Source organism: Nitrosomonas sp. (assembly GCA_016703745.1).
Lineage (GTDB): Bacteria > Pseudomonadota > Gammaproteobacteria > Burkholderiales > Nitrosomonadaceae > Nitrosomonas.
Window position 1 is genome coordinate 1,847,312 of record JADJBK010000006.1, and the last position, 25,097, is coordinate 1,872,408.

Annotated in this window: 23 protein-coding genes; 17 read left to right on the forward strand and 6 right to left on the reverse strand. The window is 49.4% G+C overall.

Annotation, left to right across the window (positions count from 1 at the left end; all coding sequences use genetic code 11):
• Window positions 1-19: 19 nt before the first annotated feature.
• The 3 genes from IPG31_09895 to IPG31_09905 are packed head-to-tail and all read right to left on the reverse strand — an operon-like array spanning window position 20 to window position 4,937.
• Complete coding sequence (locus IPG31_09895) at window positions 20-1,681, reverse strand: diguanylate cyclase (GenBank protein ID MBK6618641.1); 1,662 nt, start codon at window positions 1,679-1,681, stop codon at window positions 20-22.
• A 42-nt stretch (window positions 1,682-1,723) separates the two neighbouring features.
• Window positions 1,724-2,701, reverse strand: coding sequence for an ABC transporter permease (locus IPG31_09900; protein ID MBK6618642.1), 978 nt, complete (start codon window positions 2,699-2,701; stop codon window positions 1,724-1,726).
• Window positions 2,702-2,720: 19 nt separating this feature from the next.
• On the reverse strand, window positions 2,721-4,937 hold the full coding sequence (locus tag IPG31_09905; GenBank protein ID MBK6618643.1) for an ABC transporter substrate-binding protein: 2,217 nt from the start codon (window positions 4,935-4,937) through the stop codon (window positions 2,721-2,723).
• Window positions 4,938-5,132: 195 nt separating this feature from the next.
• On the opposite strand from IPG31_09905, the gene IPG31_09910 reads away from it, so the two are divergent.
• From IPG31_09910 to IPG31_09975, 14 genes are all read left to right on the forward strand, one after another.
• On the forward strand, window positions 5,133-5,564 hold the full coding sequence (locus IPG31_09910) for a group III truncated hemoglobin (GenBank protein ID MBK6618644.1): 432 nt from the start codon (window positions 5,133-5,135) through the stop codon (window positions 5,562-5,564).
• 39 nt (window positions 5,565-5,603) lie between these two features.
• Window positions 5,604-6,581 (forward strand): bifunctional riboflavin kinase/FAD synthetase, encoded by a 978-nt coding sequence (locus IPG31_09915; GenBank protein MBK6618645.1) that lies wholly within the window; start codon window positions 5,604-5,606, stop codon window positions 6,579-6,581.
• Complete coding sequence (gene ileS, locus IPG31_09920) at window positions 6,578-9,394, forward strand: isoleucine--tRNA ligase (protein ID MBK6618646.1); 2,817 nt, start codon at window positions 6,578-6,580, stop codon at window positions 9,392-9,394. Before IPG31_09915 ends, ileS begins: the two co-directional genes overlap by 4 nt.
• 25 nt (window positions 9,395-9,419) lie before the next feature.
• Window positions 9,420-9,908 carry a lipoprotein signal peptidase gene (locus IPG31_09925; protein MBK6618647.1) on the forward strand — a complete coding sequence of 163 codons (489 nt, stop codon included), beginning with the start codon at window positions 9,420-9,422 and terminating at the stop codon, window positions 9,906-9,908.
• Window positions 9,909-10,476: 568 nt separating this feature from the next.
• Window positions 10,477-11,145 (forward strand): hypothetical protein, encoded by a 669-nt coding sequence (locus IPG31_09930; GenBank protein MBK6618648.1) that lies wholly within the window; start codon window positions 10,477-10,479, stop codon window positions 11,143-11,145.
• Between the two features lie 414 nt (window positions 11,146-11,559).
• A complete protein-coding gene (locus tag IPG31_09935; protein ID MBK6618649.1) occupies window positions 11,560-13,038 on the forward strand; it encodes an IS21 family transposase in 1,479 nt (492 codons plus the stop codon).
• Window positions 13,017-13,754 carry an ATP-binding protein gene (locus tag IPG31_09940; protein ID MBK6618650.1) on the forward strand — a complete coding sequence of 246 codons (738 nt, stop codon included), beginning with the start codon at window positions 13,017-13,019 and terminating at the stop codon, window positions 13,752-13,754. Before IPG31_09935 ends, IPG31_09940 begins: the two co-directional genes overlap by 22 nt.
• Window positions 13,755-14,506: 752 nt before the next feature.
• Window positions 14,507-15,223, forward strand: a complete 717-nt coding sequence (locus tag IPG31_09945; GenBank protein MBK6618651.1) for an energy transducer TonB — start codon at window positions 14,507-14,509, stop codon at window positions 15,221-15,223.
• Window positions 15,224-15,226: 3 nt separating this feature from the next.
• Entirely contained in the window at window positions 15,227-16,015 is a 789-nt protein-coding gene (locus IPG31_09950; protein MBK6618652.1) for a MotA/TolQ/ExbB proton channel family protein, read from the forward strand.
• Window positions 16,015-16,434, forward strand: coding sequence for a biopolymer transporter ExbD (locus IPG31_09955; GenBank protein ID MBK6618653.1), 420 nt, complete (start codon window positions 16,015-16,017; stop codon window positions 16,432-16,434). The genes IPG31_09950 and IPG31_09955 overlap by 1 nt, the downstream gene beginning before the upstream one ends.
• A gap of 64 nt (window positions 16,435-16,498) precedes the next feature.
• On the forward strand, window positions 16,499-17,626 hold the full coding sequence (locus tag IPG31_09960; GenBank protein MBK6618654.1) for a PQQ-dependent sugar dehydrogenase: 1,128 nt from the start codon (window positions 16,499-16,501) through the stop codon (window positions 17,624-17,626).
• A 28-nt stretch (window positions 17,627-17,654) separates the two neighbouring features.
• On the forward strand, window positions 17,655-18,173 hold the full coding sequence (locus IPG31_09965; protein ID MBK6618655.1) for a C40 family peptidase: 519 nt from the start codon (window positions 17,655-17,657) through the stop codon (window positions 18,171-18,173).
• Between the two features lie 20 nt (window positions 18,174-18,193).
• Window positions 18,194-18,427, forward strand: coding sequence for a hypothetical protein (locus IPG31_09970; protein MBK6618656.1), 234 nt, complete (start codon window positions 18,194-18,196; stop codon window positions 18,425-18,427).
• A 32-nt stretch (window positions 18,428-18,459) separates the two neighbouring features.
• The gene (locus IPG31_09975; GenBank protein MBK6618657.1) at window positions 18,460-18,843 is read left to right on the forward strand and encodes a RidA family protein; all 384 of its coding nucleotides are present in this window, start codon (window positions 18,460-18,462) and stop codon (window positions 18,841-18,843) included.
• 19 nt (window positions 18,844-18,862) lie between these two features.
• Here the strand turns inward: IPG31_09975 and trpC are convergent, their stop codons facing one another.
• From trpC to IPG31_09990, 3 genes are read right to left on the reverse strand one after another with little or no spacing between them, the layout of a single operon-like run.
• The gene (gene trpC, locus IPG31_09980) at window positions 18,863-19,783 is read right to left on the reverse strand and encodes an indole-3-glycerol phosphate synthase TrpC (protein MBK6618658.1); all 921 of its coding nucleotides are present in this window, start codon (window positions 19,781-19,783) and stop codon (window positions 18,863-18,865) included.
• Between the two features lie 12 nt (window positions 19,784-19,795).
• Window positions 19,796-20,815, reverse strand: coding sequence for an anthranilate phosphoribosyltransferase (gene trpD, locus IPG31_09985; GenBank protein ID MBK6618659.1), 1,020 nt, complete (start codon window positions 20,813-20,815; stop codon window positions 19,796-19,798).
• On the reverse strand, window positions 20,812-21,414 hold the full coding sequence (locus IPG31_09990) for an aminodeoxychorismate/anthranilate synthase component II (GenBank protein MBK6618660.1): 603 nt from the start codon (window positions 21,412-21,414) through the stop codon (window positions 20,812-20,814). Before IPG31_09990 ends, trpD begins: the two co-directional genes overlap by 4 nt.
• A gap of 248 nt (window positions 21,415-21,662) precedes the next feature.
• On the opposite strand from IPG31_09990, the gene IPG31_09995 reads away from it, so the two are divergent.
• From IPG31_09995 to IPG31_10005, 3 genes are all read left to right on the forward strand, one after another.
• Window positions 21,663-23,147: a HAMP domain-containing histidine kinase gene (locus tag IPG31_09995; GenBank protein MBK6618661.1), complete on the forward strand. Its 1,485-nt coding sequence runs from the start codon at window positions 21,663-21,665 to the stop codon at window positions 23,145-23,147.
• A 94-nt stretch (window positions 23,148-23,241) separates the two neighbouring features.
• Window positions 23,242-23,727 (forward strand): hypothetical protein, encoded by a 486-nt coding sequence (locus IPG31_10000; GenBank protein MBK6618662.1) that lies wholly within the window; start codon window positions 23,242-23,244, stop codon window positions 23,725-23,727.
• Window positions 23,714-25,093, forward strand: a complete 1,380-nt coding sequence (locus IPG31_10005; protein ID MBK6618663.1) for a sigma 54-interacting transcriptional regulator — start codon at window positions 23,714-23,716, stop codon at window positions 25,091-25,093. Before IPG31_10000 ends, IPG31_10005 begins: the two co-directional genes overlap by 14 nt.
• Window positions 25,094-25,097 lie beyond the last annotated feature (4 nt).

The following is a 25,097-nucleotide window of genomic DNA, read 5'->3' on the forward strand; positions in this document are numbered from 1 at the left end:
TCAGGCTGGTTTCGGGTGCTCATGTGGATAACGCTCTGCCACAATCAATTTTGACTTGATCACGTCCGGCTTTTTTGGCTTCATACAATGCTGCATCTGCTCGCGCAATCAGATCATTGGGCATGATGTCACTATGCTGGCTTTGAGCAATGCCGACACTGAGCGAAATTTTGACCGGTGAGGCATCGAAAGCCTGGCAAAGTGCGCTTGCTTGTGTTCGTATTCGTTCGGCAGTTTTGATGGCGGCATCCATATCGGTCTCCGTCAGAATGATCATAAACTCATCTCCGCCGTAACGTGCGGCGTAATCAATTGCCCGTATGGATTTCAGCAGTACGGTTGATACCGTCATGAGAATTTTGTCCCCCATTATATGACCAAGTTCATCATTGATCTGCTTGAAGTAATCAATATCAATCATCAACAGGCAAAATGGACGGTTATTGCGTTTAAATCGCGCCAGCTGGTCGACCAGAATCATATCGAGTTTGCTGCGGTTATATAGCCCGGTTAGTCCATCGGTCACGGATAATTTTTGCAGTAACTGATTCTTTTGCTGGATATCTTCATTTACTGCCATGATTTCGGCATGTTTGTGCCGTAATGCATCAGTCATTTGATTAAACATGTCAGCCAGCTGACCAATTTCATCGCGTTGATGAACTTGCAGATGTACGTCCAGCTTTCCGTCAACAATACTTCGCGCGGCAGCATTCAGCTTTTCCAGTGATGCGACTATGGTGTACCCCATGTATAAAGCAAACGCAGTGATGACGGCTATCAGAATAGCAACCAAAGTGAGAAAGCGGTCACGCAGCTTGACCCAGGCAGTCTGTACGTCAGCATAATCCCGTTCTACCAGAATGAAGGCAGGCAGTTTCTCGTAAGCACTAACCAGACCGATTGCAAGCGGATAAACAAGCCCATCGTAAATCAGTGATTCTGAAACGGGATTGCGTAATACCGAAAAAATTCCCGGATCAAGCGTCGCGGTTTGATCGAGTTGCGTCGCGCTGCTGAGAAAAACGTGGCCAGCCTGATCCAGCAGAATGATTTCTCCGAGCGAAAATTTGCGGGTTTCTCGCAGTTGCCTGGCAAGGGTGTCAGGATCAAGTGTGGCGGCAAGATAACCCTTGAGCGTGTTTTCATTAGAAAGCACCGGGAAAATGATGCTGAATCTGGACGCCGAATAATAGATCTCCCAGCCTGCGAGAGAGGCGGCGTGATTGGTATGGGTTGGGGTCATAGGTGCAGCCTGTGGCCAGTCTTGCAGCGCAGCGCCGGCTTCGGGAGTTATCGCGCTACTGGCAATCAACTTACGCTCAAGGTCAAAGACGGCTAGCGCAGTAATATTATTCAGCTTTCCCAGGACCGATAGCAGATAACTGGCCGTGATGCTGTGTGTTCGTTCCACCTCGTTGCTGTTTTCAGGCTGGCTGGATACGGCTAGTCCTTCAATGACGGGATTGGCCGCTGCCAGTGCGCGGACAGCGAGAATATTCTCATTTAGCCAGGTTTCCAGGAGTTGTGAAACATTGTTCGTCAATGCGCGTAACTCCCGCGTAACACCATCGTTGACCAGTGCCTCATTCTGCCGGAAAGTGAGCAATCCCAGTCCTATCGATGGTAACAGGGTTGCAATCAACGCGAACAGGACTATTTTGCTTTTTATGCTTTTCAAGTACCGGTTTTCCAAAGGTAATGAATACTCTCTCGATGGTGGTTATTCCAGGCGCACCCGTGGATCAACTAGCGTGTAGGATAGATCGGTCAGCAGCAGACCTACGATGTACAACAATGAACCCAAAAACACCATGGCACGCACCACAGCAAAATCCTGCGACTGGATGGCATCGATAGTATAGCTGCCCAGTCCCGGTATGCCAAAGAATGATTCGGTGATCAATCCACCAAGAAACAGGAGTGGGATAACCACAACCGCCCCGGTCAAAATGGGAATCATGGCATTCTTGAGAACATGTCTGAACAATACGACACGCTCGGGCAGTCCCTTGGCACGCGCCGTGCGCACATATTCCCGGTTCATTTCCTCAAGGAAAATGGTGCGGTACCAGCGTGAATTGGCGCCCGCGCCGCTGATTACGCCGATGAGAACCGGTAGAAACAAAAAGCGCCAGGCATCGATATTGCTGCTATAACCAGAGATCGGCACCCAATGCCATAGTTTGCTGATCAGAAACTGACCACCGATAATGTAGAACAAGCTGGAAATGGACATCAATGCCACGCAGAGTACTACGCCCCAGAAATCGATATAGGTTGCGCGAAAAAATACCATTAACAGGGCAAATGTAATGTAGGCGAGCAATCCGAGTAAAAATACCGGCAGGGCGATCGCCAGGCTGGGCCACATCCGGTTCTGGATTTCCAGGGCAATGTCACGGCCATCATCGGCACGGCCAAAATCGAACGCAAACATGGCGAGGGATTTTTCAAAAAAAATAGTATCGGTGAGTTTTTGGGTACCCGGTGCGGCATCGTGGTAAATCAATGGTTTGTCGTAACCGCGCGCCTGTTTCCATTTAAGAATGGCCTCGTCCGTGACATGTTTGGTGCCAAGCTGCATGCGCGCCATGTCGTCAGGTGTGTTGACTACAAAAAAGAGCATGAACGTGACGAGATTGACGCCGATCAGGATCGGGATGGCGTAGAGAATTCGACGGATAATGTAATTTAGCATCTGTATAGATGGGTTGCGATCAACTGCTTGAAATGGCGGAACTGCGGCCTTGTTCACGGCGACGGTAAGCGAGCCATGCGGGCAGCAGCCCGCTCATCAACAAAAATACCACGATACCAATCGGCCACAAAACCGGCTTGTTCCATTCCCGTTGCTTGCGTGCGCGTAAATCGGGATCGATGCGCCAGTATTTCATGTTGTTGTTGGAGAGCCGGTTGGGCTTCACATTATGATACCAGTCGTGATACAAAGCGTATTCCTTGGGATGAAACCCCCACAACCACGGGGCGTCCTCGCGCAATATTGTCAGCATCTGGTCGATGATCTGGGCGCGCTGCGGGCCGGGTTCCATATTATTCATGCGTTCGAACAGGCGGTTGAATTCGGCATTGTCATAATTGGCCGCATTCTCGCCGTTATCCCCTACCTTGCGCTGCGGACCATAGAGCAGAAACAGGAAATTTTCCGGATCGGGGTAATCGGCATTCCATCCCCACTCAAAAATCTGGGCGTTACCGCTGCGAATCTTGTCCTGAAAGCGGTTGTAATCCGTGCTGCGCACTACCAGCTGGATGTCAATTTTACGAAACTGCTTGCGCATCCAGTCGAGTATCGACTTGTCATCTGCGTTACGTGCGGTAACGTCGAAATACAGCACCAATGGCTTGCCGGTTTTGTTATCGACACCACCCGGATAGCCCGCTTCAGCCAGTAATCTTTTGGCTGCTTCAATGGGCCTGCGTCTGGGCGCGCCATTATGCCATTCATAAACAAGGGGGTTGATTCCCGCTTCGCCATCGCGATACCCCTCGATGCCGGGAGGAATGGGGCTCTGCGCGGGCAGTCCTCGCCCATTGGCAAAAATGGAAATGTATTCCTCATAATCGACTGCGATCGATATGGCCTGGCGCAGCTTGCGTGCAGCCTGTTTTTCCTGCTCAGTACGTCCGCCGACTACCGGATCCAGCATATTGAAACCCATGTAGTAGGTCGAGGGTGCCACTGCCGTTTCGAGACGGACACCCTGTTTCTCCATTTCCTCGGTGACGACTGCCTCGCCTTGACTGCTTATCTGCACAGCCTGATCAAAGCTGTCGGATCCAATGCCAGAAGCGTCATAGTACCCCTGCAGAAATTTATTCCAGCGAGGGATACTTTCTTTTTCCCGGCTGAAGATAATCTTGTCAATAAATGGCAGCGGCTTGCCTGCATCCTGTAGCAGATTTGTCTCGACATCTTCTGGCATGCCTTCTGCTGGGTAATACTCTCCCTGAAAATTCGGGTTGCGCTCCAGGATCATGACGCTATTGGGATCGTTTTCAGTCAGCATGTAAGGTCCGGTTCCGACTGGATACCAGTCAAGCGTGATATTTTTTTCTGCTAAACCGGGCTGGGAGAAAAAACGGTCTGCTTCCCATGGCACTGGCGCAAAAAATGGCATTGCGAGCCAGTAGATGAATTGTGGATACTTGCCCTTGATGCGAATACGGTAGGTATGATCATCTACCTTCTCCACGCCTGGCAGGGAAAACTGACGCAAGTCCAGGTAAGTGTCGCTGGGGTTGGTTGTTGCATGCTTACTCAGGGCATCCGCATAGTCGCGTAACCCCACGATGTAGTCCGCCATCAAGCCAAAGATTGGGGAGTGCAGTTTAGGATGTGCCAAGCGTTTGATCTGGTATAGATAATCATCTGCCAGTAGTTCGCGGGTGTCGTTATGCCCGAAATCTGCTATTTTCTGTATTTGTTTGAGATCCGGTGCTGTCAGGGTGTGGTAAAGAAAATCACCCCGATCATCTCTGGCAAACGCGGGATGGGGTTGATAGCGAATACCAGGCTTAATATGTATTTCGTAAATTGAATAAGCAACTTCCTCCGCATCGGCAGGCAATGTCACTCCATTGGCATCATAGTACTGAACCACTGGCAGAGTGGTTGCCGTCTGCGTGATCAGCTCAAATGGTCTTTTTAGATAGTGATATTGCAGTGGCGGCTGGTAAATCTGTGCAGTAAAAAGAATCTCGTTCGAGCTGTAGGATTGCACCGGATCGAGGTGTTTGGGCCGTTCGGCAAAGGCATTATAGAGAATATTCTCGCCAGACTGCGCGGCAGGGTAGGGGTTGTTCCATGGTTCTGCGCAGGCAGTCAATAACAGCAGCAGACTGCATCCCCAATGCCGGAAGCCATGAACATTACGAAATAAAGCAATGAACCCTGCTGGAAAGAAACTTGACATACGGTTGGTAACCCATTGGACAGGGCGCATTGAAAACTCAAGCATATACAAAGATTCGAAGTGTGACCACAAGTGTGAGAAAATAAAAACTCATGACGGGTTGATGTGCCGGTTATGGCAAGGCGATTCTTGCAGGCCGATTTTCCAGGTTTTTTTATTTTTACAAATGACGTTGATTGTTGATAGACATTCATTATGATGCAAAATCCTATTCCCGAACCCAGTCCGGCGCTGTATAGCGAGGAAGAAATTTCAAAGCTGGTGCATGATTTTTATACCAAAGCCAGACAAGATCCCGGTCTTGGTCCCATTTTCGAAGAACATGTCATCGATTGGGATGCCCATTTTGTGCAGATGACCAATTTCTGGTCAGCCCAGTTACGCGGTACCAGCCGTTTTCGAGGTGCGCCTATGCCCAAGCATATCGCTTTGCCCGAGCTGAATGCGGATTTGTTCAGGCGCTGGCTGCACCTGTTTCGCGAGACAACACAAGAAATGGGTAACCCTCAACTTAAACACCATGCTGATGCGATTGCCGGATTCATTGCCGGCAGATTGTGGATGGGCTATCAGATGAGTCATTTTCCGCAACAGGAGATAGTTGAGCTTGATACCGAGACCGCATAAATAGAACTGCAAGCTTAACCACCTAATGCTTTGTCATTTATGTTAATTACCAGGCGGGCTACCGGTTCTGCCAGGCAGCCTCTGGCGTTGACAATCGGTAATTTTGATGGCCTGCATCTGGGGCATCAGGCAATGTTGGGACAAGTAAAGCAGGCGGCAGAAAGGCTGAATTTAACTGCCTGCGCCATGACGTTTGAGCCGCATCCGAGAGAATTTCTTGCACCGGGACAGGCGCCGGTAAGATTGACCAGTATGCGGGAGAAGCTGTCACTGCTGGCACAGGCGGGTATCGCGCGCGTGCAGCTCGTTCACTTCAATCGGGTGTTTGCAAATATTCCAGCTGACATGTTCATCTCGCGGATATTGCGCCAGGAGCTCGATGTGCGCTGGTTGCTGATTGGTGATGATTTCCGTTTTGGTGCCAACCGCAGCGGTGACCGCACGTTATTGCAGCAATATGCAGATCGACCGGATGGCTTCGAACTCGAAATCATGCCAAGTTTTTCCATAAATGGATTGCGCGTATCCAGCACATCCATACGAAATGCGCTTGCGAGCGGCAATATGCAGCAGGCTAAAACCATGCTTGGACGGGACTACTGTATCAGCGGACGGGTGGTCGACGGAGACAAACTGGGTAAGAAAATTGGTTTTCCAACGGCCAACATTCGTCTGAAACCTGATAATCCACCATTGAGCGGCATTTTTGTAGTGGAAATAAGCGACCAGGATAGTCTGCACCCGGATCGACGTCTGCCGGGTGTGGCCAGTCTAGGAACGCGACCGACTATTTATGAAGCGGGTAGACCGGTGCTGGAAGTGCACCTTTTCGATTTTGACAGGGAAATCTACGGACATCGGCTATGTGTGCATTTTTTGCATAAATTGCGCGATGAAGCAAAATATGCCGATCTGGATATCCTTATCCGGCAAATTGCCCGGGATGTCGCAGATGCCCGGCAATTTTTTCTGGCAAAGCACAATATTCCGCTTGAGGCTTATTCTTTTCATTCATGACTATCCAATACAAAGACACGCTCAACCTGCCTGATACCCTGTTTCCCATGCGCGGAGATCTGGCGAGGCGCGAGCCGGAGATGCTGAAAATCTGGCAGGAAAAGCAACTTTACCGAAAAATTCGTGAAGCTTGTCAGGGACGCCCGAAATTCGTGCTGCATGATGGCCCGCCTTATGCCAACGGTGATATTCACATTGGTCATGCCGTCAACAAAATTCTCAAGGATATCATCGTTAAGAGCCAAACCCTGGCGGGGTTTGATGCGCCTTATGTTCCTGGCTGGGACTGTCATGGCTTGCCGATCGAGCACCAGATTGAGAAAAAACACGGCAAGCGCCTGCCTGCTGACCAGGTGAGGAAATTGTGCCGGGAATTTGCGCGTGAGCAGGTGGCACGCCAGAAAGCGGATTTCGTTCGTCTTGGTGTGCTTGGTGACTGGGAAAACCCTTATCTGACGATGAATTATGCCACTGAAGCGGGTATTATCCGTGCGCTGGGCAGGATTCAGCGCAACGGTCACCTCTACCAGGGACAAAAGCCGGTTAACTGGTGTATCGATTGTGGTTCAGCCCTGGCGGAAGCGGAAGTGGAATATGAGAACAAACCGTCTCCTGCTATTGATGTCGGCTTTGATGTTATTGCTGTTGCAGAGGGGAAGACACACCCGCTGGATCCTGTTTTTACAACTACGATACCGGTTGATGCCATCGTTCAGGCCGTCATCTGGACCACTACTCCATGGACGCTGCCGGCCAACCAGGCGGTTTGCGTGCATCCAGAATTCGACTACAGCCTGGTGAGAACCGGTTCAGGCTGGCTGATTCTCGCCACTGAACTGGTGCAGGCCTGTCTTGTCCGCTATGGGCTTGCTGGTGACCTGATTGCCAGCTGCAAAGGACAGATGCTGGAACATCTTGTGCTGCAGCATCCCTTCGCATCCCGTAAGGTGCCTGTTATCTGTGGCCGGCACGTTACGCTGGAAACGGGTACCGGGCTGGTGCATACCGCGCCCGCACATGGGCTGGACGACTACTTTGTCGGGCAACAATACGGGTTGCCGAACGAAAGCCCAGTGGGAGGCGATGGCAAGTTTGTCGATAGCACGCCGCTGGTCGGTGGGCAGTTCGTGTGGAAGGCCAATGATCATATTATCGCGACATTGCAAGGCAGTGGTCATCTGCTTCATAGTGAAACCATCGAGCATAGCTACCCGCATTGCTGGCGCCATAAAACTCCGATCATCTTCCGTGCGACACCCCAATGGTTCATCGGCATGCGATCAACGGACGAAACATCTACGCAAACGCCATTACGTGAGATGGCACTGGATGCGGTGGAATCCACCCGTTTTTATCCTGCCTGGGGGCGTGCCCGGTTGGAGGCGATGATCAGAAATCGGCCCGACTGGTGCGTTTCCCGTCAGCGTAACTGGGGTGTGCCGATACCATTTTTTGTGCATCGGCACACTAATGCACTGCATCCGCGCAGCGATGAATTTCTGGAAAAAATCGCCCAGCTTGTTGAGCAGGAAGGAATTGAAGCCTGGTTCAGTCTGGATGCGGCCAGCTTTCTCGGTGAGGATGCGCAACACTATCGCAAGCTGACTGATACGCTCGATGTCTGGTTTGATTCCGGCACATCGCATGCGACAGTCCTGAAAAGCAATCCGCAGCTGAGCTACCCGGCGGATCTTTATCTGGAAGGTTCCGACCAGCATCGCGGCTGGTTCCAGTCCTCACTGCTCAGCGGATGCGCCATTGATGGCCAGGCACCTTATCGGGCGTTATTGACACATGGTTTTGTCGTCGATGGCCAGGGTTACAAGATGAGTAAATCGAAGGGTAACGTCATCGCACCACAAAAAATCGTGGATACTCTGGGTGCCGATATTCTGCGGTTGTGGGTTGCTTCGACGGACTACTCTGGTGAGCTGTTCATTTCCGACGAAATTCTCAAGCGCACGGTTGAAACCTATCGCCGTATCCGCAATACCTTGCGTTTCTTGCTGGCCAATCTAGCAGATTTTCATCCAGTCAATGATGTGTTGCCGGTTGCATCCTGGCTGGAAATTGATCATTATATGATTGATTACACGCATAAATTTCAGATTGAACTCGCGCAGCTGTATGATGTTTACGACTTTCATCAAATCGTTTCGCGGTTGCATAATTTCTGCTCGGAAGATCTGGGCGGGTTTTATCTGGAGATACTCAAGGATCGTCTTTACACTACGGCGGCTAGCGGTACGCCACGCCGTGCTGCGCAAAATGCGCTCTATCATATTACCCACAGTCTGGTCAGATTGTTTGCCCCCATTCTGAGTTTTACCGCCGAGGAAGTCTGGCAGCAGTTGGTTGGGAATCAGGACGACAGCGTGCTGCTGCATACCTGGCACCAGTTTCCGCCTTCGTTCGACAATGCGGCGGCAGTTGAGCAGCGTCTGCACCGTTGGCAGCAGTTACGCCAACTGCGCGCGCGGGTGCAGAAACGGCTGGAAGAAGCGCGGGCTCAGGGAGAAATAGGTTCCTCACTCGCTGCTATCGTGGAGATAGGTGCGGCAGGTGAAAATTATGCGCTACTTGATTCCCTGGGCGAAGATCTTCGCTTTGTTCTGATTACATCTGAGGTCATCCTGCATCCGGTTGCCACGATGGATGAAGAAGCGATTATCGTCAGACCGAGCCCCTGTCAGAAGTGTGAACGGTGCTGGCATTACCGGCAGGATGTCGGTACGCATACTGATCATCCTTCGCTATGCGGTCGCTGTGTCAGCAATCTTTCCGGTGCCGGAGAAATCCGGCATCATGCCTGATGAGGTTCTTTTGGAAACAGCAGTCATGAAACTACGCTACAGCCTGGCATTGGCAACCCTGGTACTGCTATTGGACTGGATAAGCAAACGCTGGATCGAGTCTATTCTGATTTTTGGTGATGCCATCAAAGTGACGGATTTTTTTAATTTGGTGCTTACCTACAATGCCGGCGCCGCTTTCAGTTTTTTGAGCGATGCCTCAGGCTGGCAACGCTGGTTTCTCAGCGCCATCGCGCTGCTGGCATCCATCCTGATCGTGTACCTGTTGTCCAGGCATGCCGACAATCAACGATTCTCCATCGCGCTTAGCCTGATTCTAGGAGGAGCAATTGGAAATCTGCTGGACAGGATCATGCTGGGGCATGTGGTGGATTTTCTCGATTTTCACGTGGCGGGCTATCACTGGCCAGCTTTCAATGTTGCCGACTCGGCGATTTTTATAGGGGCTTTTTTGCTGATCATTGATAGCTTCAAGGCAGACCAGAGTCAGATAGCGGAGGAAGAACAGAAGTAAATATTATTGTATCTCGACACTTCAGCCTGATACTTGTTTGCAACGCCCTCCGCGCCATTTTCAACCTGATTGCGCGCAACTCCCAAGGGGGCTTGAATGATACAACCGATGCGCCTCCTTGCGGTCGGCACATCCTGCCGAGCTGCGACATTATGCCGCATTGACTTCGTAGTTTGGTGCTGTTAGCTTACTGGTGCCGACATGCAGGATGAGTTGATCTGCAAGGTTGAGCGATATTTCATTCTCCAAAAATAAGGAGCTAACATGGGTAACCTGTTTTCAAGCAAGCAAGCAAGCAAGCAAGCAAGCAAGCAAGCAAGCATAGGATAATACGGAATCTTTTCTCGGTATTTTTTCTATTTGCAGTATCAACTTCTCTGTCACTGGCAGCGCAATATGATGCCAGCGATTACGAGAGTCTTCTTGATGAAGCCCATTCGAAAGGTTTTGCTCGGGTATTAATTACCCTGGACGACACGGTAACAATCGAAGATATAGCGAGCAAGCGAGCTTCGTTTCCAACGAGTACGTGTGCCAGATTAATAGCGTCTAATTAAGGAGATAATTTATGAAAAATCTTCTTTTAAGAACCCTTCTTTCAATTGTTTTTATCATTTGTTCTACATTGGTTCAAGCAAATTCAGAAAACAAGATCCAGCTTTCATCTCCCGGAAAGCTGTGTTTTCCACAAACAATGCTATATGCCGAATACAACCAATTTAATCGTGTCATGTTGGATCATTTTTTGATTGTTTCCGAAGAACATCATTTTAAGGATGGATTTGTTTATGTTGGTTTTCGGCTCAAAAGCGAACCCGACGAGCTATGGTTATTTAATGGATTGGAATGGACAAATAACAGTGGTTCAGATTATCCAGTCCCTTTTATTGCGTCAGTACGAAATGGCTTTGAGACTACAGAGCTTCAACCTGTCATACAGACATTTATATCGAACTATCCGGTAGATATCAGTGCTCATGTTGATGATGGTGAATTATGGGTGGGATATGGTTTGATTGAAGAAGGGGCTGACAGAAGCTTGAGTACGATTTCTCCGATGGCTTTTGATGACATGATAAACCACCAACGATTCAATCGTGTTTTGGAAATCGGAAAACAGGATAATATTAACGGCTTTGTGGTTGATCAAATAAACATTTGTCTTACTGTTACAGAATTGGAAAAAACCAGGCGTTTTGCCGTATCAACAGCAAATGAGACTAACCTGAATCCGTGACTTAATAAGCGATAATTTAATCGGTTGGCGAATTACGAATTACGGTGACAGTTTACCAAATATATTCCATCTCAGCGGGTAGCGGGTAGGTTGGGGTGAAAGCAATGAACCCCAACATGTTCGATGTTTGTTGCGGTGTTTGTGTTGGGGTTCGCAAGCTCACCGCCAACCTACCCAATGCGGTTTAAATTACGGTGACAGTTCACTAAATATATGCCATCTCAGCCCTTTTCCCTTTCTTTTGGGTATGCGTTTTTTCGCTTTAGGCTCACGTATTAGACGACAATTAACCTGTCCGGTCTGACGACAATTATCTTGACCGGTTGAGTGAAAGTATCAGTATGAGTTCTTTTCTATATAAGGAGAAAGAACTTGCCTGGAAAACATATCACTCATCAACAGGAAGCTATTTATATGAAGAATCGTCAGATAGGGCATGGTCAGGAGACAGCGGCTGCGAAAGCGGGGGTAAGTATCCGCAGTGGCCGCAGGATTGAGAAGGGTGTGCGGGTGGAGAAGTCGCAACGGCAATGGCGCACGCGCCAGGATCCTTTTGAGCTGGTTTGGGAGACCGAATTGGTTCCATTGCTGTACGGGGAACCTGAACTGACCGGGACTACGCTTTGGGAGTACCTGGATGATCGATATCCCGGCCAATACCCGGAGAAATTGCTCAGAAGCTTGCAGCGCCGTGTAAAACACTGGCGGGCAACGCAAGGTCCCGGTAAGGCGGTCATGTTTTGCCAGTCGGTGCCTGCCGGGCACCAGGGGTTGTCCGATTTTACCTGGCCGCGCACGGCAATTACGATTGCAGGCAAACCATTTGATCACCTGCTGTATCAGTTTTGTCTGGCTTATAGTCATTGGCGCGCGGTTCATATCATCCGGGGCGGGGAAAGTTATAGTGCATTGGCCGATGGATTGCAGACCGCCTTGCATAAACTGGGCGGCGTGCCCAGGGAACATCGCACCGACAGCCTGAGTGCCGCATACGTCAATGCGAGCCAAAAACAAGAACTCACGCAATCTTATGCGGCGCTGTGTCAACACTACGGCATGAAGCCTACGGTCAATAACCTGGGCGTCAGTCATGAAAATGGCGCCGTAGAAAATGCCCATGGTTCGCTCAAACACCGGATTGAGCAGGCGATCAAACTGCGGGGATCGGCGGATTTCGAAAGTGTGGGTGCCTACCGCCGTTTTCTTGAACGGATCGTCGATAAGCTCAATCTGCGCTGCAGGGGGCGATTGGCGGAAGAGCAATCGCATCTCCAGCCACTGCCACGCTACCGCTTCATGGACTTCAGTGAACTGACCGTCAAAGTGACCACCAGTAGCACCATAGCGGTCAAACGGGGACTCTACAGTGTGCCATCCAGACTCATTGGCGAGAACATCCGGGTTCATCTCTATCACGATCGTCTGGAATGCTTTGTCGGCCAAACACCGGTCATTACCTTACCGCGCGCGTATCCGAAAGCGCCGGAAGGACGCGCCCGGCGCATCGATTACCGTCATGTGATTCATGCATTGGCGGCAAAGCCACAAGCCTTTCGCTTTTCCCGGCTGCGGGATGATCTGTTGCCAACGCCACAGTATCACCAGCTGTGGGCGCGGGTACAACAACAATTTGATCCCGGACTCGCTTGCAAATGGATGGTATCAGTGCTGCGTTTTGCCTACGACTATGATTGCGAGAGCCAGTTGGCCGCTGAATTGTTGCAACAACATCCGCTACCTGAACTGCAAACACTGCAAAAGCGATTTCTGCGGCAGCATGCGCCACAGCCGGACATCCCAATTAAACAACACACTGCGGATACCTACGATCAACTCCTCAGCGGAAACTGGGCAACGCAAGGAGGCAGCTCATGTCTGAATCGCTCCCACTGATGCTCAAGGAACTCAGACTCCCTGCCTTTGGCCAGCATTACCGGCACTTCCAGGATCAAGCCGCAGAACACGCCTGGAGCTACAGCCAATATCTCGCCGCCCTGTGCGAACAGGAAGTCGCCCAGCGCTTCCAAAGCAGAATCAGCAACTGGACGCATGAAGCCAGACTACCGCGCGGCAAAAGCTTTGCCACTCTGGCTCTGACCGAACTGCCTCAAGCCGCTCAGAAAAAAATCATCACGCTGCGCGACAATACCTACTGGGCAAGCCAGGCAGACAATGTGTTGCTGATCGGTCCCTCCGGTGTCGGCAAATCACATGTGGCGGCAGCATTGGGGTTGCATTTGATTGAACAAGGCATCCGCGTCAAGTGGATATCAGCTACCGCACTCGTTCAACTTCTGCAGCAAGCCAGGAAAGAACTGGACTTGATGTCCGCCATGACGCGGCTGGATAAATACCGTGTACTGATCGTTGATGATATCGGCTATGTCAAAAAGACCGATTCGGAAACACAAGTATTGTTTGACTTCATTGCCCATCGCTATGAAAGCGGAAGTCTCATCATTACTTCAAACCAGCCTTTTAGCCAGTGGGATCAAATCTTCCCCGACACCATGATGACTGTTGCCGCCATCGACCGGATCATCCATCACGCAACCATCATCGAAATCGACAGTGAAAGTTATAGGAGGAAAAACCAGAAAAAATCATGAAGTAGCTAATAAACTCAACCGGCCATCATAATTGTCGTCAAAGCGGCCAAGATAATTGACGCGAGATACCGGATATCGAATCAATCACGGATGTCCCTGCGCAATAGAGGGTAGCGAGTAGGTTGGGGTGAAAGCAATGAACCCCAACATGTTCGATGTTTGTTGCGGTGTTTGTGTTGGAATTACGGTGACAGTTCACCAAATATATTCCATCTCAACCCTTTTCCTTTCTTTTGAGCATGCGTTTTTTGCTTTAGGCTCACGGCAAGTTATTACTGTTAATGGTTTTTTGGTCTATTTGGTAAACTGTCACCGTAACTATAACTTGTAACTAGTAACTAAAATCTTTTTAGACGAAAAAACGCATGATTGTGAACAATCAGCGATGACTGCTGGGCAAAATTCGGGGTTTTCGGAAATATTTCCCAAAAATCATAAAAAAATCACAAATGGACGTGTTGCTGGCGGTATCGCTCGGCTATGTTTTACTCAGGGTGATCAGGAATCAGGTGGATTGAGGGTGAAAATGGGGTTTTCGGGCAGACACTAGTTAGGTCTGAATACATCAATCAAGGCCACGTAATCGATCTCCGCGCCGAGTGAATATTGACTGCGATCATCTCCATGACAATATGAGGTGAATTGCGGGTGCGACAATTTGCCACATTGGCACAATAGGTTAATTAAATTATCATTGCGGAAAAGATAGTGTCTATATTGATAATCATTATCGTTTGCGGTAATATCTCGTCATGGGTATATTCAAAACAAATCGTCAGCCAGTTATTACTATTACTTCTTTACTCAGCCTGGTTGCTGTGCTTGGGGTGCATGCGGCCTTAATTTATGGGTTGATGCAGCATCGTTTCAATGTGGTGGAGACGTCAGCAGTGACGCTTTACGCTGAGTTTATCTCTCCTCCTGTCCAAGCTGATATTCCCGAAGCGCCAAAGGTGGATCTGCAGCCGGAACCCAAACCACCGCAGGTTAAGCCACAGCCGCCAGTTGTGCAGGAAAAGCCGAAGCCCAGGCGCCAGCTGGTCGCAAAAGCGCCGGCCACAACACAGCAGGATGTTGTTGCTCCTGTTATGCCTGTCGAGGAGTCTCCGCTCACACCTGCAGAAACAGTACCACAAACCGTGGCGGCGGCTAGACCGGCGCAAATGCCGGCTGGCCCGGTTACGTTATCTACCGAATTATCCGTATCCTGTCCCGAGATGGCGCGTCCACCGTATCCGGCGTTATCCAGACGCCTGGGAGAGGAGGGCAAGCTCACATTGCAGGTGGAACTGGATGAATCTGGAAAAATCACGCAAACAAAAATCGTCAAAAGTAGTGGCTATTCCCGGCTAGACAGTGCTGCGGTTGCGACAGTAAAAACCTGGCGCTGCCGACCCGCTACCCGCGATGGACAGCCTGTACGCACGGTTGCCTTGCAGCCTTTTAATTTTGTTATTCAAGGAGAGTAATTGATGGAAAATTCACTGGGCTTTGCCAATTTTCTGGCACAGATAGACCATGTTGGTATGGCTGTGCTTGGTTTGCTGCTGGCTTTGTCGGTTGCCAGCTGGTATCTGATTGTGACCAAAAGTATTTCCAATTATCTGGCCAAGCGCCGTGCCAATCATTTTTTGAAACGCTTCTGGAATATTGATACGATTTCACAGTTGGAGGCGGAGATAAAACAGACAAAAGGTGAACATTCCTTCGTGCAATTAGCAAAAACAGCTCTGGCAGTAACGAGTGATTCGCGCAAACATGGATTTGAGAAACTGGCCGCTGCGGGTGGTACTGGAGAGTTGCTTACCCGTGCGCTGCGTAATTCTCTTGATCAGGAAGCGGCAAAAATTGAAAATGGTCTGACCGTGATTGCTTCTGCTGGCTCTGCGGCTCCTTATATTGGACTGTTTGGTACGGTATGGGGGATCTATCACGCCCTGATTCAAATCGGCATATCCGGGCAGGGTACGCTGGATAAGGTGGCTGGTCCTGTTGGAGAGGCGCTGATCATGACTGCATTGGGACTGGCGGTGGCTATTCCTGCAGTGCTCGCATTCAATGCCTTTACTCGCCGCAATCGTGTATGGATGACACAGCTCGATAGCTTTGCCCATGATCTTTACGCTATTTTCACAATGGGTGGTAAGGTCGGGGTGGAATCAGATAAAACTGTGGCACAGGGAAATACGCCGGCTTCATTTGTATCGCCTGCTATACCGTTGGCTGGTGCGGTAGGGATAGTGATGGGAGCAAAAGACTGATGGCATTCGGCGATTCAGCCCGTTATCAAGGCAAGGGCGCTATGTCTGAAATCAATGTCGTGCCACTGGTGGACGTCATGTTGGTTTTGCTGATTATTTTTATCATTACTGCACCTCTGTTGACGCATTCGGTCAAGGTGGATCTGCCGAAAGCATCCAGCACACCCAATCTGACGCAGCCAGAACATATCGAGTTTGCTATTCATGCTGACGGTAATTTTTTTTGGGGTGGTGAACGGGTGACTCTCGATGGATTACCTGCACGCTTTGCGCAAACGATTACGGAATCTCCTGATACCGAATTACATATCCGTGCCGATCGCGAGGCTCATTATGAACTGGTTGCCAAGGTAATGAGTGCTGCTGCGCAGGCAGGCATCAGTCGTATTGGTTTTGTCACCGATCCATCTGTGGAGTAATTCTTCGCTGGCATTGCTTACCTCGGCGAGGTAGATTTTATTTTAGCTTTACCCGGAGAGCGTGATGAATAAATCACTGGGTAGACGTGTCGTGCTGGTTATTTTTTTCTGGTGTCTATCGATTTCAACACCATTCTCCCAGTCGCTGTCATCCACTTTCGAGATCGAAACCGTTGCTGCTGGTCTGAATTTTCCCTGGGGCATGGCTTTTTTGCCGGATGGACGATTATTGGTGACGGAGCGCGTCGGGCAATTGCGTATTATTTCAGCTGAGGGGGAAATTTCCGCTCCCTTGATGGGGGTGCCGACCGTTCTCAACAAAAAACAGGGAGGGTTGCTCGATATCGCGGTCGATCCAGACTTTGCGCGTAACCGATTGGTTTATCTTTCTTATGCCGAGCCGCAGGGGCAGCTGGCTGGTACGGCAGTGGCGCGTGCGAGACTGGATGGATTGACACTCAAGGATTCGCAGGTTATTTTCCGCCAACTTCCCAAGACCCCGGGGGCACAGCATTTTGGCTCCCGATTGGCTTTCGCACCAGATGGCAATTTGTTCATCACCCAGGGCGATCGTTGGGATTTTATGCAGGAAGCGCAGCAGATTAACAATCACCTTGGGAAGCTGGTCAGAATTCGTCCAAATGGCGGTATTCCCGAATCTAATCCCTTTATTGCCAACCAGCAGGCTAAGCCGGAGATATGGTCGTATGGTCATCGTAATATGCAAGGTGCAGCGGTTCATCCGCAAACAGGCAAATTATGGATACACGAGCATGGTCCTCGGGGCGGGGATGAGATTAATATTCCTGAGCCTGGAAAAAACTATGGCTGGCCACATGCCAGCTATGGCATGCATTATTGGATGGTTCCCATCAAGGATGAGCATGCCGAGCAAGGATTTGAAGAACCGGTTTATCATTGGGTGCCTTCCATTGCGCCTTCCGGCATGGTTTTTTATACGGGAGATCTTTTCCCAGCCTGGCAGGGAAACCTGTTCATCGGCGCGCTGGCAGGTATGAAGCTAGTCAGATTAGTTCTCGATGGTCAAAAAATTATCGCCGAAGAATCGTTGCTCACGGGTATGGCACGTATCCGTGATGTTGAGCAAGGTCCAGATGGAGCACTTTATCTGCTGACGGATGAAGTAAACGGTAAACTGCTGAAACTTGTTCCTAAAAAGCCGTTACAATGAAAAGGCAAAGTTCAAATATTTAAAATAGATGAGACAAGCCAGCAATATTGCGTTCAGATACTTCTTCATAGCATTATTGAGTATCGGCATCGTAACGGGATGTGGTACGTTTACCAGTAACACCGGTGTATTATCATATCCTTCACAGTTTTCTCTCAATAAAGACACTGACGCAGACATAAAAGTTATTCTTGACCGGCTCTACGCGCATTATCAGCAATGGCGCGGAGTGCCTTACCAATTGGGTGGGGAGAGCCGTTCTGGGATTGATTGTTCGGCGCTGGTCAGAACCGTCTATCAGTCTGCGTTTGGCCTGAATCTGCCACGAGCAACCGGCATACAGGCACAGCTGGGTAATGAAATCGGCAGGCACGAGCTCAAAGCGGGTGATCTTGTCTTTTTCAAGACAGGCAAGCGTACCCGTCATGTCGGCATTTATCTGGAAGACAAGAAATTTCTGCATGCTTCCACCAGCGCAGGCGTCACTATTTCCCATATGGAAAACATCTACTGGCGAAGCAGGTATTGGAAATCAGTTAGAATTTGATGTTTACCTCAAGAACTTTAATGCAGTACTTTGAGGGCATTGGCAATCATAGTGCTGCTATTCTGAATATGCCGACAGGCACGGCAAGCGTATCCACCAAAAGAAAAATATTGCACCACGGCTTCTGTCACTTCCTTCCAGGAATGCAAGCACAGCCGGCGCTTGGTGAATGGAGCAATTCCTGCTCCAGAGCGTGTTACTGGGTGCGCGCGGCGGTAAAATTATCGAATGTGTGGGTGGAAGAAGTGTTTTAGCATGCATATACTATTCATTAACAGGAGAGATGATGACAAGGCGATTGATCAGTTCAGGGTCCGCATTTGAAGAGATGATTGGTTATTCCCGTGCGGTTGTAGAGGGTGACTGGGTTTTTGTATCCGGCACCACGGGTTTTGATTATTCTGCCATGACGATATCGGATGATCTGCTCGAGCAGGCTGAGCAGTGTTTCAAGAATATTGAATCCGCGCTGCAGCAGGCGGGATCTGGCTTGCAGGATATCGTTCGGGTTACTTATGTATTGCCAAACGTCGCCGATTTTGAACCATGCTGGCCCGTATTACGTGAATACCTTGGTAAGGTCCGTCCCGCAGCCATGATGATTTCAGCAGGCTTGTCCGATCCGCGTATGCGTATTGAGATTCAGGTGACTGCACGTAAGAAAAGTTGAATACACGCGAGTCAAAATATTACGGTTGATTGTCAACGGCACATAGATTGCTGAGCGCCATGCCGGGATCGGGTGCACGCATAAAGGTTTCACCAATCAGAAAAGTGTGAATGTTGTGTGCCTGCATGGTTGCGATGTCATCTCTCGATACAATGCCGCTTTCTGTTATGACGATGCGATCTTCCGGAATAAATTGTGCCAGTTTAAGGGTGGTGTCTAGTCTGGTTTCAAATGTGCGCAGGTTGCGGTTATTGATTCCTACGAGAGGGGTCTTGAGTTGCAATGCCAGATCAAGTTCGTTCCTGTCATGCACTTCCACCAGCACTGCCATACCCAGATTGTGGGCGATGGATTCCAGTTTTTGCATGTGTATGAGCGTATTTTTACTCTGGTTGATGGCTGGATCATCGCGAAATACAGGAGAGTGAAATGCCGCAACAATCAATAGAATACAATCCGCACCCATTGCGCGGGCTTCATAGACCTGGTACTCATCCAGAATAAAATCCTTGCGCAGAACGGGCAGAAGGCACGCTGCCCGAGCTTGCTTCAAAAAATCAGCACTTCCTTTGAAAAATTGCTCATCCGTTAGTACTGACAGGCAAGCTGCGCCATGACTGGCATAGCTTGCTGCAATCTTGTCCGGATCAAAATCAGGGGGTAAAGTAGCTTCCGGAGAAGTGGCTGTTGTCTTGGGTAGTGACGCAGTGGGTACAGTTGCGGTGCCACGCAGCAATCCCTTACTTGGGCTTGCGCGCTTGATCTCAGCGATAATTGCTATTTGTCGTAGCGCGATTTTGTCATGAATAGCCTGAACAAAATTCCTGATCGGTGCAGCCAGGGCAATTTCCTGTTGAACTGCCTGTAACGGTTTGCGTTGACTGGCGTTGATAATTTCCTGCTTTTTTACCGTCAGAATACGGTCAAGAATTACGGACATGATGCGTGCAATTTAGTTTTTATTGGAAAATTTGATCAGTGCTTGCCATTTCTCTCTGGCGGCACCACTGGTAAGTGCTTTGCGTGCCAATTCGATTCCTGCAGCGATTGATTCGGCAAGTCCGGCAATATAAATAGCCGCGCCAGCATTGAGCAGCACGATATCGCGCGCCGGTCCGGGCTGATTTTCCAGCACGGACAGTAATTTTGCTGCCGCATCAGCCGGGCCGGTTACCTGCAGAGTTTCGATAGACGCGCAGAGTAAGCCAAAATCTCCTGGCTGCAGGGTATATTCGTAAATTTCCCCATCTCGTAGCTCAGCTGCGTGGGTGGGGCCGGATATGGTGATCTCGTCCAGCCCGTCGCTGCCATGCACGACCAGGGCGCGCCGGCTTCCGAGGCGCTGCAGGACGTGCGCCAATACTTTTGTCAGTTTGGGATGGAAGACGCCCAGCAACTGATTGCTTGCCTTGGCGGGATTAGTCAGCGGGCCCAGCAGATTAAAAAGGGTGCGAATTCCCAGTTCACGCCGCACGGGAGCGGCATGTTTCATCGCATGGTGGAAATTGGGGGCAAACATGAAACCGATGCCGATTTCATGGATTGAGCGTTCTATTTGCTGAGGTGTTTGCGCGAGATTGATTCCCATGGTTTCCAGCACATCCGCACTACCCGCCTTGCTTGAAACTGACCGGCCACCATGCTTGGCAACCCGCGCCCCCGCCGCTGCCGCAACGAATGCTGTTGCAGTTGAGATATTGAATGTGCCTGCGCCATCGCCACCAGTACCGCAGGTATCGATTAAGTGTGTGGTATCCGTTACCCTGATGGGAACAGCCAGTTCGCGCATGACTTCTGCCGCCGCAGTAATTTCTCCAACTGTTTCACGTTTTACCCGTAAGCCTGTAATTAACGCAGCAGTCATGACTGGAGAGACTTCTCCTGCCATAATGGCGCGCATTAGCTGGGTCATGTCGTCATGCGCAATTTCCTGATGCTCAAGAACTTGCTCGAGAATGGTTTGGGGTGTCACGCGCTTAACAGTGCCTTGGTTGGATGATGGGTGTGAGTAAACTGCAGGAAGTTTTTGAGCAGCTGATGACCGTGTTCGCTCAGGACTGATTCGGGATGAAACTGCACACCTTCTATCGTCAGTGTGCGATGGCGTATCCCCATGATTTCACCTGTCTCTGTCCAGGCCGTGATTTCCAGGCAATCCGGCAGACTTTCGCGTTCGATAATCAGGGAATGATATCGGGTTGCCATGAATGGATTGGGTAAACCACGAAACACGCCTGAGTTTTCGTGAAAAATTGGGGATACTTTACCGTGCATAACTTGTTTGGCTCGTATAATACGACCACCAAATGCTTGCCCAATACTTTGATGCCCCAGGCAAACACCAAGCAAAGGCAGGCTGCCACCATAATGCTGAATCAGTTGCAGGGATATGCCGGCCTCGTCTGGGGTGCAAGGTCCGGGTGAGATGACCACGCACGCGGGCATCAGTTGCGAAACCTGTTCCAGAGTGATCTCATCGTTGCGTACTACCTTGACTTCTTCGCCCAGCTCACCAAAATATTGCACGAGGTTGTAAGTAAACGAATCGTAATTATCTATCATCAATAGCATGGCGGACAGTGATTGTTTAATTAATTTGTGCTCATAGTAATAAGATGGCCAAGTATAAACGCTCATGGCCGATACACGGTAAATTCTAAATGTAACTCTTGGCGGCAGGCTCGACAATAGCAAATAAGCCCGCTTTGCTTGTTTCTTGATTGAATAACGTTTCAGGGAATTGATGATAAATCGTGCGTTACTAATTTATACAATCAACGATATCGATGGGTATGGATGATACTGCAACAGCTCAAAAAATGAAATCTGATCAACGGGAAGAGGTTGTTAATGGCACTTTCCCGCCACACAAATTACAGAAAACCAGATTCAGGCCAAAATCTTTCTTCGGGCTGGTGCTGATCGGGTTCGCTGTTGTCGCTCTTCCGTTGATATTAGCACTTGCCTACAGTGCCGCCCGTATTGATGAGTTAACGATAATAAGTCGCAATGCGGTGTATCGTGCGACCGAGATTACCCACAGTAGTCGTACTCTGATAGATGAGATCATGGCAATGGAGCGCAGTGTCAATCAGGCATTGGCATTGGACGATACGACGCTGCTGGAAGGCTATCTGCTGGGGCATAATAAATTCGACGCTACTATCAAGCGTATGTTTGATGTGATCAGCGAGCAGAGTCAGTTTCAATTGTTGAGACAAATACAATCCCAGGAGAATAGTATTTTTGGTCAGGTTCTGGCACTCAACGAACAACCACAAATTTTGCAGGCGCTGCCTGAACAATTTGCCAACTTGTTAGTACTTTCCCAGCAATTCTCAACTAACAATTTTCTGTTGATTGGGCAAAGTGTTGAGCATATTAATCAAATTGCTTCAGAAACGCGTTCACTGGTGGAATCAGAGGTGGTGATTCTTGTCCCGCTGGTGATTTTTCTGGCCTTGATGTTTTCAACAATTATTGCCTATCCGATACGCCAGATTGATCAAGCCATCTCGCTCATGGGCAAAGGAAAGCTGACAATTCCAGTTCGAGTAAATGGGCCTGGAAAATTGGTTTATCTCGGTGAACGCCTCGACTGGTTGAGGCTTAGACTGCTTAAATTGGAGGAGCAGAAAATGCAGTTTTTCCGGCACGTCTCGCATGAGCTTAAAACGCCCCTGACCTCGATCCGGGAGGGATCTGGCCTGCTGGTAGAGGGAGTTCCCGGCAGTCTTAACCAACAGCAGTCACGTATTGCGAGCATTCTGCATGACAATAGTCTGCAATTGCAGCGGAAGATTGAAGATTTGCTCAGCTTTAGCGCCCTGCAAGGAAATGCGGCCAAGCTTGTCAAGCAATCCGTTGATGTGAGGAAATTTATCATCGCTGCCGTTCGGGCGCATGATCTATCTATTGTGCGCAAGCAAATTAAAATTTACTTGCTTTGTCCAGAATTGTCGCTAGAATGCGACAAACAGAAGCTGGATACTATTCTGGATAACCTGTTATCCAATGCCGTGAAATTTACCCCGGATAGCGGCCAAATAAAAATTTCTGTTACCAGCCTGAAAGTTGGGGTTCAGATCGATATCTGTGATTCAGGCCCCGGCGTGCATGAAACAGATCGTATTAAAATCTTTGAGCCATTTTACCAAGGCCGCAACCTGCCGCATCATTACGTCAGAGGAACCGGTCTCGGACTAGCTATTTCCAGGGAGTACGCGCTTGAGCATGGCGGTAACGTTGAACTTATTCAGACTGGCTGCCCTGGTGCGAATTTCCGATTAACTCTGCCAATTTAATATGCTTGTTCCGATAGCTACCAGAAATTTATATATTCTTATGCGACTTCTGCTGGTTGTGCTGATTGCGGGATGCAGTCTGATGGAGCCGAAAATGCAGTTTGTGAAGGCACCGGTACCCGTGTCAGAAATCACGGAAGTACCTGCGCATGTGCAGGACATGATGGATTATGTCTCCCGGCTACGGAATAAAACTGCTCTTGAGTTTGCCTGGGAATATAATTACGCCAGTACTTACTATCGTAATAGTACCGAGCCTGCTGAACAGTTTATGTTCTTGATGCTGCTGCTGCAGGCAGATACAAAATATTTTGATACCAGGGTGGCGGCTAACCAGTTGCAGCAGATTAAAAGCAGCCACGCGCTGCCTTCTGATTTACGGGCCTTTTCCGATATACTGGATGTTCTATTACGGCAACAGATTGCAGCAAAAAAAGAAGTACAACAGTTATCTATGCAATTGAATGCCAGTCGCGCAGAAATTGGCTTGTTAAAACAAAAGATAAACGCAATTAAAAATATTGAGAGAAACCTCATCCGTAGAATTGGATCCGACGCAACCGATAATGGGCACCGCTAAAAAAATTCTCCTGGTAGATGATGATGTTGATCTGCTGGAACTGCTATCCATGCGATTGAAATCCTCCGGGTATCACATAACGACAGCAGTCAGTGCTGAGACCGCTTTGAATCACCTCGATATTACCCGCCCCCACCTGGTGATCAGCGATATGCAAATGAAGGGAATGGATGGCATGGCATTGTTTGAGCAGATACACCGAACGATGCCTACTCTGCCGGTCATCATTCTGACCGCTTTCGGAACCATTCCTGATGCTGTTGCAGCAGTGCAGCGAGGAATTTTTGGCTATCTTACCAAACCCTATGATCCTAAAATTCTGTTGAGTCAGATTGAGCGCGCAATGACGCTATCTCTGGGTGTGGTGACCGGTACGCAGTTATCCACCGAGAGTGATCAGGAAAATCAGTGGAAAAGTAGCATTATCACGCAAAGTGCAATCATGGAAGATCTACTGGTTAAAGTCGAACTGGTAGCGCAAAAAGATGCGAGTGTATTGCTGCACGGCGAAAGTGGTGTGGGCAAGGAGCTGTTTGCACGCGCCATTCACCAAGGGTCCACCCGCAGTGACCAACCCTTTGTTACGATCAATTGTGCCGCTATTCCGGAACATCTGCTGGAGTCGGAATTATTCGGGCATGTCAAAGGGGCATTTACCGGTGCAGTCAGAGATCATACCGGTCTTTTCCAGTTGGCCGAAGGGGGCAGTATTTTTCTGGATGAAATTGGTGATATGCCCTTGCTGCTTCAGGTAAAGTTGCTGCGTGCCCTGCAGGAGAGAATGATTCGGCCGGTGGGTTCCAATGAGGATATTTCCATTGATGTGCGTGTGATATCTGCCACCCATAAGGATCTCAGAGCAGAAATAGCAGCAGGAAACTTTCGGGAAGACCTGTTTTACCGGCTATTTGTTGTCGGCCTGACCATTCCTTCACTTGCGCAGCGCCAGGAGGATATTCCGTTACTGGCCAACCATTTTTTGCGAGTATTTGCACTGAAGCACGAGAAAAGTATCAACGGGCTTTCCCCTGAAGCAGTCCATTTCTTGTTGACCTCGCCCTGGCCGGGCAATATCCGGCAACTGATGAATGTAATCGAGCAGAGCGTGGTCATGAGCACTATCCCCATTATTTCAGAGGAACTGGTGCGTGACGCCATTCATAAGGACGAAACTCAGATATCCTCTTTCGAGGAGGCGCGTAAGCGGTTTGAGCGCGAATATCTGGTCAGGTTGCTGAAAATAACTTCCGGTAACGTTACGCAAGCCGCCAAGCTCGCCAAGCGTAACCGCACCGAATTCTACAAGTTGCTGAATCGACACCAGCTCGATTATTCACTGTACAAACCAGAGCAAATCAATGCCTGATCAA

What these genes read in the sequence shown, in the direction of transcription:
- IPG31_09900 (MBK6618642.1), bottom strand. Translation starts at nt 2,701, where the DNA reads ATGCTAAATTACATTATCCGTCGAATTCTCTACGCCATCCCGATCCTG.
- IPG31_09905 (MBK6618643.1), bottom strand. Translation starts at nt 4,937, where the DNA reads ATGTCAAGTTTCTTTCCAGCAGGGTTCATTGCTTTATTTCGTAATGTT.
- IPG31_09910 (MBK6618644.1), top strand. Translation starts at nt 5,133, where the DNA reads ATGATGCAAAATCCTATTCCCGAACCCAGTCCGGCGCTGTATAGCGAG.
- IPG31_09915 (MBK6618645.1), top strand. Translation starts at nt 5,604, where the DNA reads ATGTTAATTACCAGGCGGGCTACCGGTTCTGCCAGGCAGCCTCTGGCG.
- ileS (MBK6618646.1), top strand. Translation starts at nt 6,578, where the DNA reads ATGACTATCCAATACAAAGACACGCTCAACCTGCCTGATACCCTGTTT.
- IPG31_09925 (MBK6618647.1), top strand. Translation starts at nt 9,420, where the DNA reads ATGAAACTACGCTACAGCCTGGCATTGGCAACCCTGGTACTGCTATTG.
- IPG31_09930 (MBK6618648.1), top strand. Translation starts at nt 10,477, where the DNA reads ATGAAAAATCTTCTTTTAAGAACCCTTCTTTCAATTGTTTTTATCATT.
- IPG31_09935 (MBK6618649.1), top strand. Translation starts at nt 11,560, where the DNA reads ATGAAGAATCGTCAGATAGGGCATGGTCAGGAGACAGCGGCTGCGAAA.
- IPG31_09940 (MBK6618650.1), top strand. Translation starts at nt 13,017, where the DNA reads ATGTCTGAATCGCTCCCACTGATGCTCAAGGAACTCAGACTCCCTGCC.
- IPG31_09945 (MBK6618651.1), top strand. Translation starts at nt 14,507, where the DNA reads ATGGGTATATTCAAAACAAATCGTCAGCCAGTTATTACTATTACTTCT.
- IPG31_09950 (MBK6618652.1), top strand. Translation starts at nt 15,227, where the DNA reads ATGGAAAATTCACTGGGCTTTGCCAATTTTCTGGCACAGATAGACCAT.
- IPG31_09955 (MBK6618653.1), top strand. Translation starts at nt 16,015, where the DNA reads ATGGCATTCGGCGATTCAGCCCGTTATCAAGGCAAGGGCGCTATGTCT.
- IPG31_09960 (MBK6618654.1), top strand. Translation starts at nt 16,499, where the DNA reads ATGAATAAATCACTGGGTAGACGTGTCGTGCTGGTTATTTTTTTCTGG.
- IPG31_09965 (MBK6618655.1), top strand. Translation starts at nt 17,655, where the DNA reads ATGAGACAAGCCAGCAATATTGCGTTCAGATACTTCTTCATAGCATTA.
- IPG31_09970 (MBK6618656.1), top strand. Translation starts at nt 18,194, where the DNA reads ATGCAGTACTTTGAGGGCATTGGCAATCATAGTGCTGCTATTCTGAAT.
- IPG31_09975 (MBK6618657.1), top strand. Translation starts at nt 18,460, where the DNA reads ATGACAAGGCGATTGATCAGTTCAGGGTCCGCATTTGAAGAGATGATT.
- trpC (MBK6618658.1), bottom strand. Translation starts at nt 19,783, where the DNA reads ATGTCCGTAATTCTTGACCGTATTCTGACGGTAAAAAAGCAGGAAATT.
- IPG31_09990 (MBK6618660.1), bottom strand. Translation starts at nt 21,414, where the DNA reads ATGCTATTGATGATAGATAATTACGATTCGTTTACTTACAACCTCGTG.
- IPG31_09995 (MBK6618661.1), top strand. Translation starts at nt 21,663, where the DNA reads ATGAAATCTGATCAACGGGAAGAGGTTGTTAATGGCACTTTCCCGCCA.
- IPG31_10000 (MBK6618662.1), top strand. Translation starts at nt 23,242, where the DNA reads ATGCAGTTTGTGAAGGCACCGGTACCCGTGTCAGAAATCACGGAAGTA.
- IPG31_10005 (MBK6618663.1), top strand. Translation starts at nt 23,714, where the DNA reads ATGGGCACCGCTAAAAAAATTCTCCTGGTAGATGATGATGTTGATCTG.